At 71.6% G+C, this 16,601-nt stretch carries 12 protein-coding genes; 11 read left to right on the forward strand and 1 reads right to left on the reverse strand.

Features of this window, described 5'->3' with window-relative positions; genetic code table 11:
* Window positions 1-171: 171 nt before the first annotated feature.
* Entirely contained in the window at window positions 172-1,605 is a 1,434-nt protein-coding gene (locus ACFYNP_RS28720; protein ID WP_388416991.1) for an NAD-dependent malic enzyme, read from the forward strand.
* A gap of 346 nt (window positions 1,606-1,951) precedes the next feature.
* Window positions 1,952-2,233, forward strand: a complete 282-nt coding sequence (locus ACFYNP_RS28725; protein WP_003968811.1) for an HU family DNA-binding protein — start codon at window positions 1,952-1,954, stop codon at window positions 2,231-2,233.
* 199 nt (window positions 2,234-2,432) lie between these two features.
* Here the strand turns inward: ACFYNP_RS28725 and murA are convergent, their stop codons facing one another.
* A complete protein-coding gene (gene murA, locus ACFYNP_RS28730) occupies window positions 2,433-3,773 on the reverse strand; it encodes a UDP-N-acetylglucosamine 1-carboxyvinyltransferase (RefSeq protein WP_362730774.1) in 1,341 nt (446 codons plus the stop codon).
* Between the two features lie 294 nt (window positions 3,774-4,067).
* Here murA and ACFYNP_RS28735 point away from each other — a divergent pair, with 294 nt between their 5' ends.
* From ACFYNP_RS28735 to ACFYNP_RS28775, 9 genes are all read left to right on the forward strand, one after another.
* A complete protein-coding gene (locus ACFYNP_RS28735) occupies window positions 4,068-4,628 on the forward strand; it encodes a YqgE/AlgH family protein (protein ID WP_388416994.1) in 561 nt (186 codons plus the stop codon).
* 101 nt (window positions 4,629-4,729) lie between these two features.
* A complete protein-coding gene (locus ACFYNP_RS28740) occupies window positions 4,730-5,023 on the forward strand; it encodes a DUF3039 domain-containing protein (RefSeq protein WP_100578609.1) in 294 nt (97 codons plus the stop codon).
* 244 nt (window positions 5,024-5,267) lie between these two features.
* Window positions 5,268-6,566 carry an extracellular solute-binding protein gene (locus ACFYNP_RS28745; protein ID WP_388789384.1) on the forward strand — a complete coding sequence of 433 codons (1,299 nt, stop codon included), beginning with the start codon at window positions 5,268-5,270 and terminating at the stop codon, window positions 6,564-6,566.
* Between the two features lie 5 nt (window positions 6,567-6,571).
* Window positions 6,572-7,525, forward strand: a complete 954-nt coding sequence (locus tag ACFYNP_RS28750) for a carbohydrate ABC transporter permease (protein WP_388416999.1) — start codon at window positions 6,572-6,574, stop codon at window positions 7,523-7,525.
* Between the two features lie 53 nt (window positions 7,526-7,578).
* Window positions 7,579-8,412, forward strand: coding sequence for a carbohydrate ABC transporter permease (locus ACFYNP_RS28755; protein WP_388417315.1), 834 nt, complete (start codon window positions 7,579-7,581; stop codon window positions 8,410-8,412).
* A 710-nt stretch (window positions 8,413-9,122) separates the two neighbouring features.
* The gene (locus ACFYNP_RS28760; RefSeq protein ID WP_388789387.1) at window positions 9,123-10,916 is read left to right on the forward strand and encodes a beta-N-acetylhexosaminidase; all 1,794 of its coding nucleotides are present in this window, start codon (window positions 9,123-9,125) and stop codon (window positions 10,914-10,916) included.
* 334 nt (window positions 10,917-11,250) lie between these two features.
* Entirely contained in the window at window positions 11,251-12,150 is a 900-nt protein-coding gene (locus ACFYNP_RS28765; RefSeq protein ID WP_388789390.1) for an FAD binding domain-containing protein, read from the forward strand.
* Complete coding sequence (locus tag ACFYNP_RS28770; RefSeq protein WP_388789392.1) at window positions 12,147-14,261, forward strand: 2Fe-2S iron-sulfur cluster-binding protein; 2,115 nt, start codon at window positions 12,147-12,149, stop codon at window positions 14,259-14,261. Before ACFYNP_RS28765 ends, ACFYNP_RS28770 begins: the two co-directional genes overlap by 4 nt.
* A complete protein-coding gene (locus ACFYNP_RS28775) occupies window positions 14,258-16,576 on the forward strand; it encodes a xanthine dehydrogenase family protein molybdopterin-binding subunit (protein ID WP_388417010.1) in 2,319 nt (772 codons plus the stop codon). Before ACFYNP_RS28770 ends, ACFYNP_RS28775 begins: the two co-directional genes overlap by 4 nt.
* Window positions 16,577-16,601 lie beyond the last annotated feature (25 nt).

The following is a 16,601-nucleotide window of genomic DNA, read 5'->3' on the forward strand; positions in this document are numbered from 1 at the left end:
CCGAAGGGTCTTCCGCCGGACCACCACTTTCTCGTATGGTGGAAACAACTTTCCGAAAAGTGTTGCCCATTATCGGCTACCAGCCAGTAGGTGCGACCATCGGATGGCACCGCCGCGCCACAGCCGGGGCGGTGCTAGCAACGAAGCTAGGGAAAGCAGAGGAACACGGTCATGGCAACGGCGCCCAGCGTCTCGTACTCGATGACGGTCCGCCTTGAGGTGCCCGCCAGCGGCACGGCGGTCTCTCAGCTCACCACGGCCGTGGAGTCCTCCGGCGGATCGGTGACCGGCCTCGACGTGACCGCCTCCGGCCACGAGAAGCTGCGCATCGACGTCACCATCGCGGCCACCTCCACCTCGCACGCCGACGAGATCGTCGAGCAGCTGCGCGGCATCGAGGGCGTCACCCTCGGCAAGGTCTCCGACCGTACCTTCCTGATGCACCTCGGCGGCAAGATCGAGATGCAGTCGAAGCACCCCATCCGCAACCGTGACGACCTCTCGATGATCTACACCCCGGGTGTGGCCCGGGTGTGCATGGCGATCGCCGAGAACCCCGAGGACGCCCGGCGCCTGACCATCAAGCGCAACACCGTGGCGGTCGTGACGGACGGCTCCGCGGTGCTCGGCCTCGGCAACATCGGCCCGATGGCCGCCATGCCGGTCATGGAGGGCAAGGCGGCGCTCTTCAAGCGCTTCGCCGACATCGACGCCTGGCCGATCTGCCTGGACACCCAGGACACCGACGCCATCGTCGAGATCGTCAAGGCGATCGCCCCCGGCTTCGCGGGCATCAACCTGGAGGACATCTCCGCGCCGCGCTGCTTCGAGATCGAGGCCCGGCTGCGCGAGGCCCTCGACATCCCCGTCTTCCACGACGACCAGCACGGCACGGCCATCGTGGTGCTCGCCTCGCTGACCAACGCGCTGCGCGTGGTGAACAAGAACATCGGTGACGTACGCGTCGTCATGTCCGGTGCGGGCGCGGCCGGTACGGCCATTCTGAAGCTGCTGATCGCGGCCGGCGTCAAGAACGCCGTCGTCGCCGACATCCACGGCGTGGTGCACGCGGGCCGCGAGGACCTGGTCGACGCGAGCCCCGAGTCCGCGCTGCGCTGGATCGCCGACAACACCAACCCCGAGGGCCTCACCGGCACCCTCAAGGAGGCCGTGGTCGGCGCCGACGTCTTCATCGGCGTCTCCGCCCCCAACGTCCTGAACGGCGACGACGTGGCCGCGATGGCCGAGGGCGCGATCGTGTTCGCGCTCGCGAACCCGGACCCCGAGGTGGACCCGGCGATCGCCCGCCAGACGGCGGCGGTCGTGGCCACCGGCCGCTCGGACTTCCCGAACCAGATCAACAACGTGCTGGTCTTCCCGGGTGTCTTCCGCGGCCTGCTCGACGCGCAGTCCCGCACCGTCAACACGGACATGATGCTGGCCGCGGCCGGCGCGCTCGCGGACGTCGTCGCCGAGGACGAGCTGAACGCCAACTACATCATTCCCTCGGTCTTCAACGACAAGGTCGCCGGAGCCGTCGCGGGAGCCGTCCGCAACGCCGCCAAGGCCGCCGGAGCCGCTGTGACGGGTCCCACGTCGGTCTGAGCTACGGCGCGTCGCGGGATGCGGGCCCAGTAACGCCCCCTTAGGGTGGCGGACCATGACCCGCATCCGCACCGGCTACGTCCCGGGAGTTCTCACCCTGTCGACGGAGCGTCACCTTGATGAGGCAGTGGCGCTTTTCGTGTGACTCAGGGTGACTCGGGAGGGTGCCGGATTGGCTTTCCCGCCATAGGTGGGGGCAGGATGCTTAACCGGGCGCGAGGGTCTGACACAGACCCGGGTCCGGGGACTGTCCGAGAGCCCTGGCAGCATCGGCTTCGCTGTATCCAACATGCGGCTTCCGCCGCGTGGCACGCCTCACAGGCAAGAAGAACACGGGAGTAAGAACATGAACCGCAGTGAGCTGGTGGCCGCGCTGGCCGACCGCGCCGAGGTGACCCGCAAGGACGCCGACGCCGTGCTGGCCGCTCTCGCCGAGACCGTCGGCGAGATCGTCGCCAAGGGCGACGAGAAGGTCACCATCCCCGGCTTCCTGACCTTCGAGCGCACCCACCGTGCCGCTCGTACCGCTCGTAACCCGCAGACCGGCGACCCGATCAACATCCCGGCCGGCTACAGCGTGAAGGTCTCCGCGGGCTCGAAGCTCAAGGAAGCCGCCAAGGGCAAGTAAGCGCTCTTGGCTTTGCAAGGCGCTTAGCAGCAACGCGAAGGGCGGCCACCCCGGGTTTCCGGGGTGGCCGCCCTTTTCGCGCTGCGCGGGCCTGGGGGTGCCGGGGGCTGCGAAAACCGTTCGCGCAGGTCCCCGCGCCCCTCAGCAGTACCGGTGCGGAGCCCCGGCGGGGGGCCTGGGGGCGGAGCCCCCAGGGGGGTCAGACCAGCGAACCGTTGGGGAGCTCGACCTTCGCGCCGAGGCTTTCGAGCTTCTCCATGAAGTTCTCGTAACCCCGGTTGATCAGGTCGATGCCGTGGACCCGGGACGTGCCCTGGGCCGCCAGCGCGGCGATGAGGTACGAGAAGCCGCCCCGGAGGTCCGGGATCACCAGATCGGCGCCCTGGAGCTTCGTGGGGCCGCTCACGACCGCGGAGTGCAGGAAGTTGCGCTGCCCGAAGCGGCAGTCCGAGCCACCGAGGCACTCGCGGTACAGCTGGATGTGCGCGCCCATCTGGTTGAGCGCCGAGGTGAACCCCAGCCGCGACTCGTACACCGTCTCGTGGACGATGGACAGGCCGGTGGCCTGGGTGAGGGCGACGACCAGCGGCTGCTGCCAGTCCGTCTGGAAGCCCGGGTGCACGTCGGTTTCGAGCGCGATGGACTTGAGCGAGCCCCCCGGGTGCCAGAAGCGGATGCCCTCGTCGTCGATCTCGAAGGCGCCACCCACCTTCCGGTAGGTGTTCAGGAACGTCATCATCGAGCGCTGCTGGGCGCCGCGGACGTAGATGTTGCCCTCGGTCGCCAGCGCGGCGGACGCCCACGAGGCGGCCTCCAGGCGGTCCGAGAGGGCCCGGTGGGTGTAACCGCCGAGGACGTCGACACCGGTGACCCGGATGGTCCGGTCGGTGTCCATGGCGATGATCGCGCCCATCTTCTGCAGGACGCAGATGAGGTCCTCGATCTCCGGCTCCACCGCGGCGTTGGAGAGCTCGGTCACCCCCTCCGCGAGCACCGCGGTGAGCAGCACCTGCTCGGTCGCGCCGACCGACGGGTACGGCAGCGTGATCTTGCAGCCGCGAAGCCGCTGCGGGGCCTCCAGGTACTGGCCGTCCGCGCGCTTCTCGATGGTCGCGCCGAACTGGCGGAGCACCTCGAAGTGGAAGTCGATGGGCCGGCCGCCGATGTCGCAGCCGCCGAGGCCCGGGATGAAGGCGTGGCCCAGGCGGTGCAGCAGCGGGCCGCAGAGCAGGATCGGAATCCGTGAGGAACCCGCGTGCGCGTCGATGTCGGCGACGTTCGCGGACTCGACGTGGGAGGGGTCGAGGATCAGCTCGCCCGGCTCGTCGCCGGGGCGGACGGTGACGCCGTGCAGCTGTAGCAGGCCCCGTACGACGCGTACGTCGCGAATGTCGGGCACATTGCGCAGTCTGCTCGGGCCGCTGCCGAGGAGGGCGGCGACCATCGCCTTCGGCACGAGGTTCTTCGCGCCGCGGACGCGGATCTCGCCCTCAAGCGGGGTTCCGCCGTGGACAAGCAGTACATCGTCTGTGCCGGTCATGAATCTCGCGTTCCGGAGTGGTCGGGCAAGGGGCAGGGATAAAGGGTAAGGGGCTTTCACCCCTGCCCCATAAGGCCGAGGAGGGTTCACGAACGTAATGAATTCGCTACAGCACGCTCCGCGCAGGAAGGCCTGCACAGTGTCACGTGCCCCGGATCACCTCCGGGGGCGCACGGCGAACCGTGTCCTGTTGCCGCTGTGCGCCCACCCGTCTCCCGGCCGCTACCCCTCATTGACGCGCTTCGCGCGGCGCATTCCCTCTCGGTTCCCCCGGATGTGCGGGATCATGTCCGCATGACCGAGGTGTCCTCGCTCACCGGGCGACTGCTCGTCGCCACCCCCGCGCTCGTGGATCCGAACTTCGACCGGGCGGTGGTGCTGCTCCTCGACCACGACGAGGAGGGCACGCTCGGCGTGGTCCTGAACCGTCCCACGCCGGTCGGCGTCGGCGACATCCTGGAGTCCTGGGCGGGCCTCGCGGGGGAGCCCGGGGTGATCTTCCAGGGCGGTCCCGTCTCGCTCGACTCGGCGCTCGGCGTGGCCGTCATCCCCGGCGACGAAGGGCCGCTGGGCTGGCGCCGGGTGTACGGGGCGATCGGCCTGGTCGACCTGGAGGCGCCCCCCGAACTGCTCGCGGCCGCCCTCGGCTCACTGCGGATCTTCGCGGGGTACGCGGGGTGGGGCCCGGGCCAGCTGGAGGACGAGCTGACCGACGGCGCCTGGTACGTGGTCGAGTCGGAGCCGGGTGACGTCTCGTCCCCGCAGCCGGGGAGCCTGTGGCGCGCGGTGCTGCGCCGCCAGCGCGGCGAGCTCGCGATGGTGGCCACGTATCCGGACGACCCCTCGCTCAATTGACCTGTCCCGCAGGGGGCCGGGGGCGGCACGGGGAACGCCGTGGGAAGCCGGTGGTGACGCCCCTCCACCCCATCCGGTTGCCTTCAGTACCCTTGGTGGTTATGAGCACTCTTGAGCCCGAGCGCGGGGCAGGTACGGGGACCCTCGTAGAGCCGACACCCCAGGTGTCGAACGGCGACGGCGACCACGAGCGCTTCGCCCACTACGTCCAGAAGGACAAGATCATGGCGAGCGCGCTCGACGGCACCCCCGTCGTCGCGCTCTGCGGCAAGGTCTGGGTGCCGGGCCGCGACCCGAAGAAGTACCCGGTCTGCCCGATGTGCAAGGAGATCTACGAGTCCATGGGCGCCGGTGGCGACAAGGACAAGGACAAGGGCGGCAAGGACAAGAAGTAGGCGGGAACCGGGCCCGTTCGGCGGGCTCGGACGGCGGCGGGTCCGCCTTCGTTCAACGGCCCCCGGGGTGTGCGTCACGCACACCCCGGGGGCCGTTTTGTGTGGACCGGCTGTCCGGATCTGGTCGGCCGGGTTGTCCAGACCTCTTGCCGGGCCTTTGCCTCCGCCATAACCTCCTCCCTGTTCTGCAGTATGCGAAACGCTCGTTGCGTATGTTGCAACGGCCATGGGGAGGATCTCCGCAGTGAAGCTCTCTGCCCGAACCGCCTTGCCGCTGGCGGCACTTGCCCTAGCCGGTCTTTCCGCCTGCGCCCCTCAGACGTCCGACAACAGCGCGAAGAGCGACGCCAGGAGCGGCACCCTGAGGGTCTGGCTCTTCCAGGAGGTGAGCAACGGGCCCAAGCAGCAGGTCGTCGACAAGGCCGTGGCCGCCTTCAAACAGGCCCACGACGGCGCCGATGTGCAGGTCGAGTACATCCCGGTCGAGACCCGCGCCCAGAAGATCAAGGCCGCCTTCAACGATCCCGGCTCCGCGCCCGACCTCATCGAGTACGGCAACACCGACACGGCCGGATACGTCAAGGACGGCGGACTCGCGGACATCAGCGCCGAGTTCGCCGCCTGGAACGAGGCGAAGGACACCGACCCGACCGCGAAGCAGTCCGTCACGGTCGGCGGGAAGGTGTACGGCGCCCCGCTGTTCGTGGGCGTACGGGCGCTGTACTACCGCACGGACGTCCTCAAGGACCTCGGCGTCGCCGTGCCCAAGACCCAGGACGAGCTGATCGCGACCGCCAAGAAGATCCACCAGGCCAAGCCCGACCTGTACGGGCTGGCGGTGGGCGGCGCCTACACCTACGGCGCGCTGCCGTTCCTGTGGGCCAACGGGGGAGAACTGGCCACCGAGAACGGCGGAAAGTACACCTCGGCGCTCGACAGCCCGGCGGCGCGCAAGGGCATCACGGCCTACACCTCGCTCTTCGGCGACGACAACTGCCCCGCCGCCAAGTGCGCGCAGATGGGCGGCAACGCGACGGTCACCGCCTTCGCGAACGGCAAGGCCGCCATGGCGATCGGCGGCGACTTCAACCATGCCGCCGTCGAGGCCGGCACCGTCAAGGGCAAGTACGCCGTCGTGCCGCTGCCCGGTCCGACACCCGGCTCGGTAGCCCCGGCCTTCGCGGGCGGCAACAACATCGGTGTCCTGAAGAGCAGTTCGCACCGAACGCTCGCCGTCGCCCTCATGGAACAGCTCGCCGGCAAGGCCACCCAGCGCGAGCTGTTCGACGCGATGGGCTTCCTGCCGACGTACACCGACGTACGCGCCGAGGTCGCCAAGAAGCAGCCGTTCGTCGAGCCGTTCGTGAGCACCCTCGCCGCCGGCGCCAAGTTCGTTCCCGCGTCGCCGGGTTGGGGTCAGATCGACTCCTCGCTCGTGCTGCCCACGATGTTCCAGGAGATCGTCAGCGGCAAGAAGGACGTCGCGAAGGCGTCGGCGGACGCGGCGAAGAAGATGAACGACGCGTTCGGGGCAGCGGGTTGAGCCCCGTGACCGCCGAACCCGAGACGGCCCCGGCGCCCGTGGCGGCGCCGGGCCCGGCCCGCCGCGCGCGCCCCCACTCACCCCGGCGGGCCGGCTGGACGCCCTGGCTCTATCTGGCCCCCGCACTCGCCGTGCTCGGTGCGCTGCTCGTCTACCCGATCTACCAACTCGGCCTGATCTCCTTCCTGGAGTACACCCAGGCCCAGGTCAGCGGCGGCGAGCCGACCAGCTTCCAGGGGCTCGGGAACTACACCACACTGTTCTCGGACAGCCAGTTCTGGTCGGTCCTGCTCGCCACTGTCGTCTTCGCGGCGGCCTGCGTCGTGAGCACCCTCGCGGTCGGCTGCTCGCTCGCCGTGCTCCTGACGCGCGTACGGGCGCTGCCCCGGCTCGCCCTCATGCTGGCCGCACTCGGCGCGTGGGCGACGCCCGCGATCACCGGCTCGACCGTGTGGATGTTCCTCTTCGACCCCGACTTCGGCCCGGTCAACCGGGTGTTGGGGCTCGGCGACCACTCCTGGACGTACGGGCGCTACAGCGCGTTCCTGCTCGTCCTGCTCGAAGTGGTGTGGTGCTCCTTCCCGTTCGTGATGGTCACGGTGTACGCCGGAATCCGGGCGATCCCGGGCGAGGTCCTGGAGGCGGCCGCGCTCGACGGGGCCTCGCAGTGGCGGATCTGGCGCTCCGTCATGGTGCCGATGCTGCGCCCGATCCTGACGGTCGTCACGATCCAGTCGGTCATCTGGGACTTCAAGGTGTTCACACAGATCTACGTCATGACGAACGGCGGGGGCATCGCGGGCCAGAACCTGGTCCTCAATGTGTACGCGTACCAGAAGGCGTTCGCCTCGTCGCAGTACAGCCTCGGCTCGGCGATCGGCGTGGTGATGCTGCTGATCCTGCTGACGGCGACGCTGGTGTATCTGCGGCTGCTGCGGAGGCAGGGGGAGGAGCTGTGATGGCGGTGGCGTCCGTGAGGTCGGGGAGGCCCGTGCGGCCCGTGAAGTCCAGGATGCGGCTACGGGCGCGTCGACCCGGGCGGCTGATCGCCGAGGGGGTCGCGCTGCTGGTGGCCGTCGTGGTGGCCTTCCCGCTGTACTGGATGGTGCTCTCGGCGTTCAAGCCGGCGGGGGAGGTGCAGTCCAGCCATCCCCGGCCGTGGACGCTCTCCCCCTCCCTCGACTCCTTCCGACGCGTCTTCACCCAGCAGGACTTCGGGCGGTACTTCCTCAACAGCCTGGTCGTGGCGGGGTCGGTGGTGCTGCTCTCGGCGCTGATCGCCTTCCTCGCGGCGACGGCGGTGACACGGTTCCGGTTCAAGTTCCGCACCACGCTGCTGATCATGTTCCTGGTGGCGCAGATGGTGCCGGTCGAGGCGCTGACGATCCCGCTGTTCTTCCTGATGCGTGATCTGGGCCAGCTCAACACGCTGGGCTCACTGATCCTGCCGCACCTCGCGTTCTCGCTGCCGTTCGCGATCTGGATGCTGCGGGGGTTCGTGCGGGGGGTGCCGGTCGCGCTTGAGGAGGCGGCGGCGCTGGACGGGGCGAGCCGTACGCGGTTCCTCTGGCAGATCCTGTTCCCGCTGGTCTTTCCGGGGCTGGTGGCGACGAGCGTCTTCTCCTTCATCTCCGCGTGGAACGACTTCCTGTTCGCGAAGTCCTTCATCATCAGCGACACGTCGCAGTCCACGTTGCCGATGGCGTTGCTCGTCTTCTTCAAGCCGGACGAGAACGACTGGGGCGGGATCATGGCGGCGTCGACGGTCATGACCGTGCCGGTCCTGGTGTTCTTCGTGCTGGTGCAGCGGAGGTTGGTTTCGGGGGTGGGGGGTGCGGTCAAGTGACCCGGCCCGGCCGAACCCTCCGGGGGCCCTGCCCCCGGACCCCGCTGGGGCTCCGCCCCGGACCCCGGGGGGTTTGCCCACCCTCCCGCCCGTGCGGCCGGGTTGAAGGGTGCGAGCTCCTGGGGCTGCGCCCCAGACCCCCTGCGGGGGCTCCGCCCCCTGCACCCCGGTTCGGGGCTCCGCCCCGGACCCCGGGGGGTTTGCCCACCCTCCCGCCCGTGCGGCCGGGTTGAAGGGTGCGGGCCCCTGGGGCTGCGCCCCAGACCCCCTGCGGGGGCTCCGCCCCCTGTACCCCCGTCCGGAGCTGCGCCCCGGACCCCGTATCGCGCCTTAAGGGCGCTCGTCCTCAATCTCCCCCAAGGCCTTAAGGGCCAGGGGGACCCCCATGACGGGCTGGGTACGCCCGGACCCGGCGCTTTGGGGGCGCGGGGAACTGCGCGACAAGCCACGCACGGTCCGCAGCCGAGCCGAGCCGAGACGCCCCGGACAGCCGAACCAATCACGATCCGCAGTCGACCCGAGCCCAGCTGCCCCGGCCAGGTGAACACCGAGGGCACGTAGGGGCGCGGGGAACTGCGCGACCAGCTCCCACGGTCCGCACCCGACGCATTCTCCCCCGGAGGGTTTAGGGGAGGGGCGGGGCGGGGCGAAAACAGACCCGGACACTCCCCAGACACCCGCACGAAAGGAACATCACCACCCCCATGGACATGGACACGCACACAGACACGGCCACGCACACAGACACGGCCACCCGCACACCCACCCCCACCCAAACGCCCACATCCGCACCCGTACCCACACCCACACCCACACCCACACCCGCGGAAGTGAACAGGCACAGCCACCTCATCCCAGCCCCCCGCACCACCCGCCAAGGCACCGCCCCCGCCCGCCTGACCCCCCGCACCACCCTCCACACCGCCCCCGGCACCGAAGCCCTCGCCCCCCTCCTCCGGGGAACGATCGGCGCCGCGACCGGGCTCGCCCTGGCCGAGGGCGGGGATGGGGAAGGCGACCAGGGCGGCGGCGACGCGGACCGCGTCGTGCTGCGGCTCGCTCCCGACCTCCCCGGCGGCCCGGAGGCGTACCGGCTCTCCACCGACCGCACCCTCCACAACGCCGCCGCCCTCATCGAGGGCGCCACCCCCGCCGGCGTGTTCCGCGGGATGCAGACGCTCCGTCAACTGCTGGGGCCGGAGGCCTTCCGGCGGGCCCCGGTCGCGGCCGGGCAGGACTGGACGCTGCCCGGCGTCACCATCGAGGACAGCCCCCGCTTCGGCTGGCGCGGGCTCATGCTCGACGTGGCACGGCACTTCATGCCGAAGGACGGCGTACTGCGCTACCTCGACCTCATCGCCGCCCACAAGCTCAACGTCTTCCACTTCCACCTCACCGACGACCAGGGCTGGCGGATCGAGATCAAGCGCTACCCCCGCCTCACCGAGGTCGGCGCATGGCGCAGCCGCACCAAGTGGGGGCATCGGGCCTCGCCCCTGTGGGACGAGAAGCCGCACGGGGGTTACTACACCCAGGACGACATCCGCGAGATCGTCGCGTACGCCGCCGAGCGGCATATCCGCGTCGTCCCCGAGATCGACCTGCCGGGCCACTCGCAGGCCGCCATCGCCGCGTACCCCGAACTCGGCAACACCGACGTCATCGACACCGCCTCCCTCTCCGTCTGGGACACCTGGGGCGTCAATCCGAACGTACTCGCCCCCACTGACAACACCCTCCGCTTCTACGAAGGGGTGTTGGAGGAGGTGCTCGACCTCTTCCCCGAGGAGGTCTCGCCGTTCATCCACATCGGCGGCGACGAGTGCCCCAAGGAGCAGTGGCAGAAGTCGGACGTCGCCCAGGACCGCATCCGCGAACTCGGGCTCGCCGGCGAGAACGAGCTCCAGTCGTGGATCATCCGGCACTTCGACACCTGGCTGAGCGCCCGCGGGCGCCGCCTCATCGGCTGGGACGAGATCCTGGAGGGCGGCCTCGCCCCCGGTGCCGCCGTCTCGTCCTGGCGCGGCTACGGCGCCGGGATCGCCGCCGCCGAGGCCGGGCACGATGTCGTGATGTGCCCGGAGCAGTACGTGTATCTCGACCACCGGCAGGCCGGCGGGGCGGACGAGCCCGTGCCCATCGGATTCGTCCGCACCCTGGAGGACGTCTACCGGTTCGAGCCCGTTCCGCCGCAGCTCGGTCCCGAGGCCGCCGCGCACGTGCTGGGCACCCAGGCCAACGCGTGGACCGAGGTGATGGAGAACCAGTCCCGCGTCGACTACCAGGTGTTCCCCCGGCTCGCCGCCTTCGCCGAGGTCGCCTGGAGCGAGCTGCCCGCCCCGGCGGAGCGTGACTTCGCCGACTTCGAGCGGCGAATGGCCGCGCACTACAAGCGGCTTGACGCGCTCGGCGTCGACTACCGCCCGCCCGCCGGGCCGTTGCCGTGGCAGCAGCGTCCGGGAGTGGTCGGACGCCCGATCGAGGGGGCGCCCCCAAACAGGTGAGCCCGGCGCCAAGGGCGGTGCCCGGCGGCCGTGTGCCTGGGAGCGTGGGCCCGGGTCACGGCCGCCCGGCCGCGACCGGCTGCTAGGAAGACCGTTGTGACGAACACCCGGCGTGCGGAACGAGGCGTACCGCATAAGTCGTACAACGCCCGCGAAACCGGAACATTCCCCAGGTCGGGGACGGAAGCGCGCTTCAAGGACCCTGCCGTCGGCCGGTCCGGAAGATGTGCCAGAGTTGCCACGTCCGGGCTGTGAGCACGTACGGTACGGCCATCAGCAGGTGGCCACAGACGGCACAGTCGTACGGCCGGGACACCGGGAAGGGGCAGCTGGGTTGACCACGCACGCACCGCAGGCGGCGCAGTCCGTGACGCTGCCTGCCTCACTGGACGAGGCCGTGGCGGCGCTCGCGGCCATGCCTGCCGCCGTGCCCGTCGCGGGCGGCACCGATCTGATGGCGGCCGTCAACCGGGGCCTGTTGCGCCCCGCCGGGCTCGTCGGACTCGGCCGGATCAACGAGATCCGCGGCTGGCAGTACCAGGACGGCCACGCCCTGCTCGGCGCCGGTCTCACGCACGCCCGGATGGGGCGCCCGGACTTCGCGGCGCTCATCCCGGCGCTCGCGGCGGCCGCGCGCGCCGCCGGCCCGCCGCAGATCCGCAATGCGGGCACCCTCGGCGGCAACATCGCCTCCGCCGCCCCGACCGGTGACGCGCTGCCGGTGCTCGCCGCGCTCGAAGCCACCCTCGTCATCGCGGGTCCGGACGGCGCCCGACGTGAAATTCCCGTGTCGCATCTGCTGGCCGGGCGGGACATGCTGGCCCCGGCCGAGTTGATCGGATATGTCCGGGTGCCGTTGCTGCACGCGCCCCAAGTTTTCCTCAAGGCCACCGGCCGCACCGGCCCCGGCCGGGCCACCGCCTCGGTCGCCGTCGTGCTCGACCCGGCCCGGCGCGGGGTGCGCTGCGCGGTCGGCGCCATCGCGCCGATGCCGCTGCGCCCCCTGGAGGCCGAGCGCTGGATCGCCTCGCTCATCGACTGGGACGGCGAGCGCGCGGCACTGGCCCCGGAGGCGCTGGGCGCGTTCGGTGAGTACGTGGCCGCCGCCTGCATCCCCGATCCGGAGCCACCCGCGGACGGCTCACCGCCTCCACCCCTCTCGCCCGCCGTACTGCATCTGCGGCGTACCGTCGCCGCGTTGGCCCGACGAGCACTGGGGAGGGCGCTGTCGTGACCAGCCAGCACAACGACCGGAACAACGACCGGAACGACGACAGGAACGACGACCGGAACGACGACCGGGGCAACGGTCGCAACGACGGTCGGAACAACGCCCCGCACGACGACTGGAACGACGCCCCGCACGACGACTGGAGAGGCCCGTACGAGCCCGGGCGCGCGCACGAGAGCGAGCACGGTTACGGGCAGGTGCCCCGGCACGGCGGCTGGGAGCCGGTTCCGCACGGTGGCGAGTACGAGCCGGACGCGACCGCGTTCGTCCAGCTGCCCCCGGACATGGACCTGATGGGCGCCCCTCTCGCGGCACCCGGCCACGGCTACGTACCGCCGATGATCGTGCCGCTCACCCCGGCCGCCGCGACGGACCCCGGGGCCACCGGCGTCTGGCGCGTCCCGGCCGAGCTGACCGGCCAGGGCACGCCCGGCGGGTCCGAAGGCGAGCCCGCGCCCGGCGCGCAGACCGTGGTGTGGCCGGAGCCCCCCGCGCCCACCCCGGTGCCCGCGACCCCGACGCACCCCGCTCACGACCCGTCCGCGACGGCCCAGTGGAACTTCGCGGACGAGCCCTCCCTTGCCGGGACCGGACAGTGGACGATTCCGGTCGCCGACGGTGAACTCCCGGAAGAATCGGGCGAGTTCACCACCTCGTCACTGATCGAGCAGTGGGGTTCCACCCCGCCCGCGACCCTTCCCGGCGGCGCTCCCGCCCCCTGGGCGAACCAGCTTCCCGTGCCGCCCGCGCCGGAGCCGGTGGATGCACCGGCGCCCGCCGCGCCGGAGGTTCCCGAGGCCCCGGCGGCGCCCGTGACGGCGCCTGTGACGGCGTTCGCGCCGGAGCCGCCCCCGGAAGCGCCGGTGACCGTCGAGCCCCTCGCCGAAGCGGTCCCACAGACGTCGGCAGATGCCGGGCCCGAGGCGCTGGCGGACGCGGCGTCCGATGCGGGGGTCGAGCCTCACGGAATCCTGGGCGGAACTCCGCCCGCAGCCCTGGGCGGACTCGAAGCGCCTGAGGGTCCCGAGGCTCATGGAACCCGTGAGGCGCACGAGGCCCCTGGCGACCACGAGACCCACGGCGATCACGAAGCCCGCGAGGTTCATGAGGTCCACGAGGCTCATGGTGCCCACGAGACCCATGGGGTTCATGAAGCCCACGAGGTTCATGGAGGCGACAGGGCCCCCGAGAACCACGAGGCTTCCGAGAATCCCCAGACTCCCGAGAGCCCCGAGGCTGCCGAGAGCCCCGAGCCCCAGGTCGCAGCCGAGCCGTTCCACTCCGTCCCCGCAGTCTCCGCTCCCACCGCAGTCTCCGTACCCACCGCGGGAGTTGAGCCCGCACACGAACCCGCGTCCGAGGCCGCAGCCGCACCCGAGCCCGGCCAGGACGGCGCCGCGCCCGAGCCCGGCCAGGACGGCGCCGCACCCGAGCCCGGCCAGGACGGCGCCGCGCCCGAGCCCGGCCAGGAAGGTGCCGCACCCGAGCCCGAAGGTGCCGCACCCGAACCCGCTCTCACCGGGGCGCCGGACCTCGAACACCCCCGCGCCTCCTATGTGTTGCGCGTGAACGGCGCCGACCGGCCCGTCACCGAGGCGTGGGTCGGTGAGTCGCTGCTCTACGTGCTGCGTGAGCGGCTCGGACTCGCCGGGGCCAAGGACGGCTGCTCGCAGGGCGAGTGCGGGGCGTGCAACGTCCAGGTGGACGGGCGGCTCGTCGCCTCCTGCCTGGTTCCCGCGGCGACCACGGCCGGCAGTGAGGTCCGTACCGTCGAGGGGCTCGCCACCGACGGCGAACCCTCCGACGTGCAGCGGGCCCTGGCCGAGAGCGGAGCCGTGCAGTGCGGCTTCTGCATTCCCGGCATGGCCATGACCGTGCACGACCTGCTCGAAGGCAACCACGCACCCACCGAGCTCGAAACGCGCCAGGCGCTCTGCGGCAACCTCTGCCGCTGCTCCGGCTACCGCGGTGTGCTCGACGCCGTGAAGGACGTCGTCGCGGGCCGCGAGGCGGCCGGCGCGGCCCTGGCCGACGAGGCCCGCATTCCGCACCAGGCACCCCCCGGGGCCGGCAGTGCCAAGCCCCCGCACACGCACGACGGAGGCATGGCGTGAGCAACGACGCAGCCACCGCGACGGTCGAAGGCGCCACCCCGGTGGCGGGGCCGGAGCCGGAGCCGCCCGCGCACGGGATCGGCGCGTCCCTCGCGCCGGGCGACGCGCGGGCCAAGACCGAGGGGACGTTCCCCTATGCGGCCGACCTGTGGGCCGAGGGCCTGCTGTGGGCGGCCGTGCTGCGCGCCCCGCACGCGTCCGCGCGCATCGTCTCCGTCGACACCGCGGCCGCCGTCGCCATGCCGGGCGTACGGGCCGTGGTGACCCACGCCGACGTGCCGGGCGACCCCGCGTTCGGCCGCCGGATCGCCGACCGCCCGGTCTTCGCGTCCGAGTACGTACGCCACCAGGGCGAGCCCATCGCCGCGGTGGCCGCCGACCACCCCGACACCGCGCGCCTGGCGGCCGCGGCGATCGCCGTCGAGTACGAGGTGCTCGAACCGGTCACCGACCCGGAGAAGGCGTTCGGGGCCGAACCCCTGCACCCCGACGGCAACTTGATCCGGCACATCCCGCTCCAGTACGGCGACCCCGAGGCGACCGGCGAGGTCGTGGTCGAGGGCCTGTACCGGATCGGCCGCCAGGACCCGGCGCCGATCGGCGCCGAGGCGGGCCTCGCGGTGCCGCGCCCCGACGGCGGCGTCGAGCTGTACACCGCCTCCACCGACCCGCACAGCGACCGCGATCTGGCCGCCGCCTGCTTCGGCCTGGAGCGGGACCGGGTCAAGGTCGTCGTCACCGGAGTACCCGGCGCGACCGGCGACCGCGAGGACCTCGGCTTCCAACTCCCGCTGGGGCTGCTCGCGTTGAGGACCGGGTGCCCGGTCAAGCTGACCGCGACCCGCGAGGAGTCCTTCCTCGGCCACGCCCACCGCCACCCCACCCTGCTGCGCTACCGCCACCACGCGGACGCGGAGGGCCGCCTGGTCAAGGTCGAGGCGCAGATCCTGCTGGACGCGGGCGCCTACGCCGAGGCGTCGTCCGAATCCCTGGCCGCCGCCGTCGCGTTCGCCTGCGGCCCGTACGTCGTGCCGCACGCCTTCGTGGAGGGCTGGGCGGTGCGCACCAACAACCCGCCCTCCGGGCACGTCCGGGGCGAGGGCGCACTCCAGGTGTGCGCGGCGTACGAGGGCCAAATGGACAAGCTGGCGGGGAAGTTGGGCATCGACCCGGCCGAACTGCGGATGCGCAACGTGCTCGCGACGGGCGACCTGCTGCCCACCGGGCAGACGGTGACGTGCCCGGCCCCGGTGGCCGAACTCCTGCGCGCCGTAAGGGACTTCCCCCTCCCCACGCTCCCCAAGGACGCCCCCGAGGACGACTGGCTGCTGCCGGGCGGCCCCGAGGGCGCGGGCGAGCCGGACGCGGTCCGGCGCGGAGTGGGCTACGCGCTCGGCATGGTCCACATGCTCGGCGCCGAGGGCGCCGACGAGGTGTCCACCGCCACCGTGAAGGTCCAGGACGGCGTCGCCACGGTCATCTGCGCGGCCGTCGAGACCGGCCAGGGCTTCACCACCCTCGCCCGCCAGATCGTCCAGGAGACCCTGGGCATCGACGAGGTGCACGTGGCGCCCGTCGACACCGACCAGCCGCCCGCCGGCCCCGCCACCCACGGCCGCCACACCTGGGTGTCCGGTGGCGCGGTCGAGCGCGCGGCCAAGATGGTCCGCACCCAGCTGCTCCAGCCGCTGGCCCACAAGTTCGGCATGTCCACGGAGCTGCTCCAGATCGCCGACGGCAAGATCACCTCGTACGACGGCGTCCTGTCGACCACGGTCAGCGAGGCCATGGACGGCAAGGAACTCTGGGCCACCGCCCAGTGCCGCCCGCACCCCACCGAGCCGCTCGACGAGGCGGGCCAGGGCGACGCGTTCGTCGGCCTGGCGTTCTGTGCGATCCGGGCGGTCGTGGACGTCGACATCGAACTCGGCTCGGTCCGCGTCGTCGAACTCGCCGTGGCCCAGGACGTCGGCCGCATCCTGAACCCCCGTCAGCTCGCGGCCCGTATCGAGGCCGGGGTCACCCAGGGCGTGGGCGCGGCCCTGACCGAGAACCTGCGGACGGTACGCGGCCAGATCCGCCACCCCGACCTCACGGGCTACGCCCTGCCGACGTCCCTGGACGCGCCCGACATCCGGATCGTGAAGCTGGTCGAGGAGCGGGACGTGGTCGCCCCCTTCGGCGCGAAGGCCGCGAGCGCGGTCCCGGTCGTCACCTCGCCGGCCGCGATCGCCTCCGCGGTCCGCGCCGCGACCGGCCGCCCGGTCAACCGCCTTCCCATCCGGCCGCAGGCGGCGGTGGTCCAGCAGGGCTAGGGCCTGCCAGGACCGCGCGCCCCGG

It is taken from the genome of Streptomyces sp. NPDC006691 (genome assembly GCF_042869955.1).
In the GTDB taxonomy this organism is placed as follows: Bacteria; Actinomycetota; Actinomycetes; order Streptomycetales; family Streptomycetaceae; genus Streptomyces.

Coding starts and splice junctions, on each gene's coding strand:
- ACFYNP_RS28755 (WP_388417315.1), top strand. CDS start 7,579: ATGCGGCTACGGGCGCGTCGACCCGGGCGGCTGATCGCCGAGGGGGTC.
- ACFYNP_RS28740 (WP_100578609.1), top strand. CDS start 4,730: ATGAGCACTCTTGAGCCCGAGCGCGGGGCAGGTACGGGGACCCTCGTA.
- ACFYNP_RS28735 (WP_388416994.1), top strand. CDS start 4,068: ATGACCGAGGTGTCCTCGCTCACCGGGCGACTGCTCGTCGCCACCCCC.
- ACFYNP_RS28720 (WP_388416991.1), top strand. CDS start 172: ATGGCAACGGCGCCCAGCGTCTCGTACTCGATGACGGTCCGCCTTGAG.
- ACFYNP_RS28725 (WP_003968811.1), top strand. CDS start 1,952: ATGAACCGCAGTGAGCTGGTGGCCGCGCTGGCCGACCGCGCCGAGGTG.
- murA (WP_362730774.1), bottom strand. CDS start 3,773: ATGACCGGCACAGACGATGTACTGCTTGTCCACGGCGGAACCCCGCTT.
- ACFYNP_RS28760 (WP_388789387.1), top strand. CDS start 9,123: ATGGACACGCACACAGACACGGCCACGCACACAGACACGGCCACCCGC.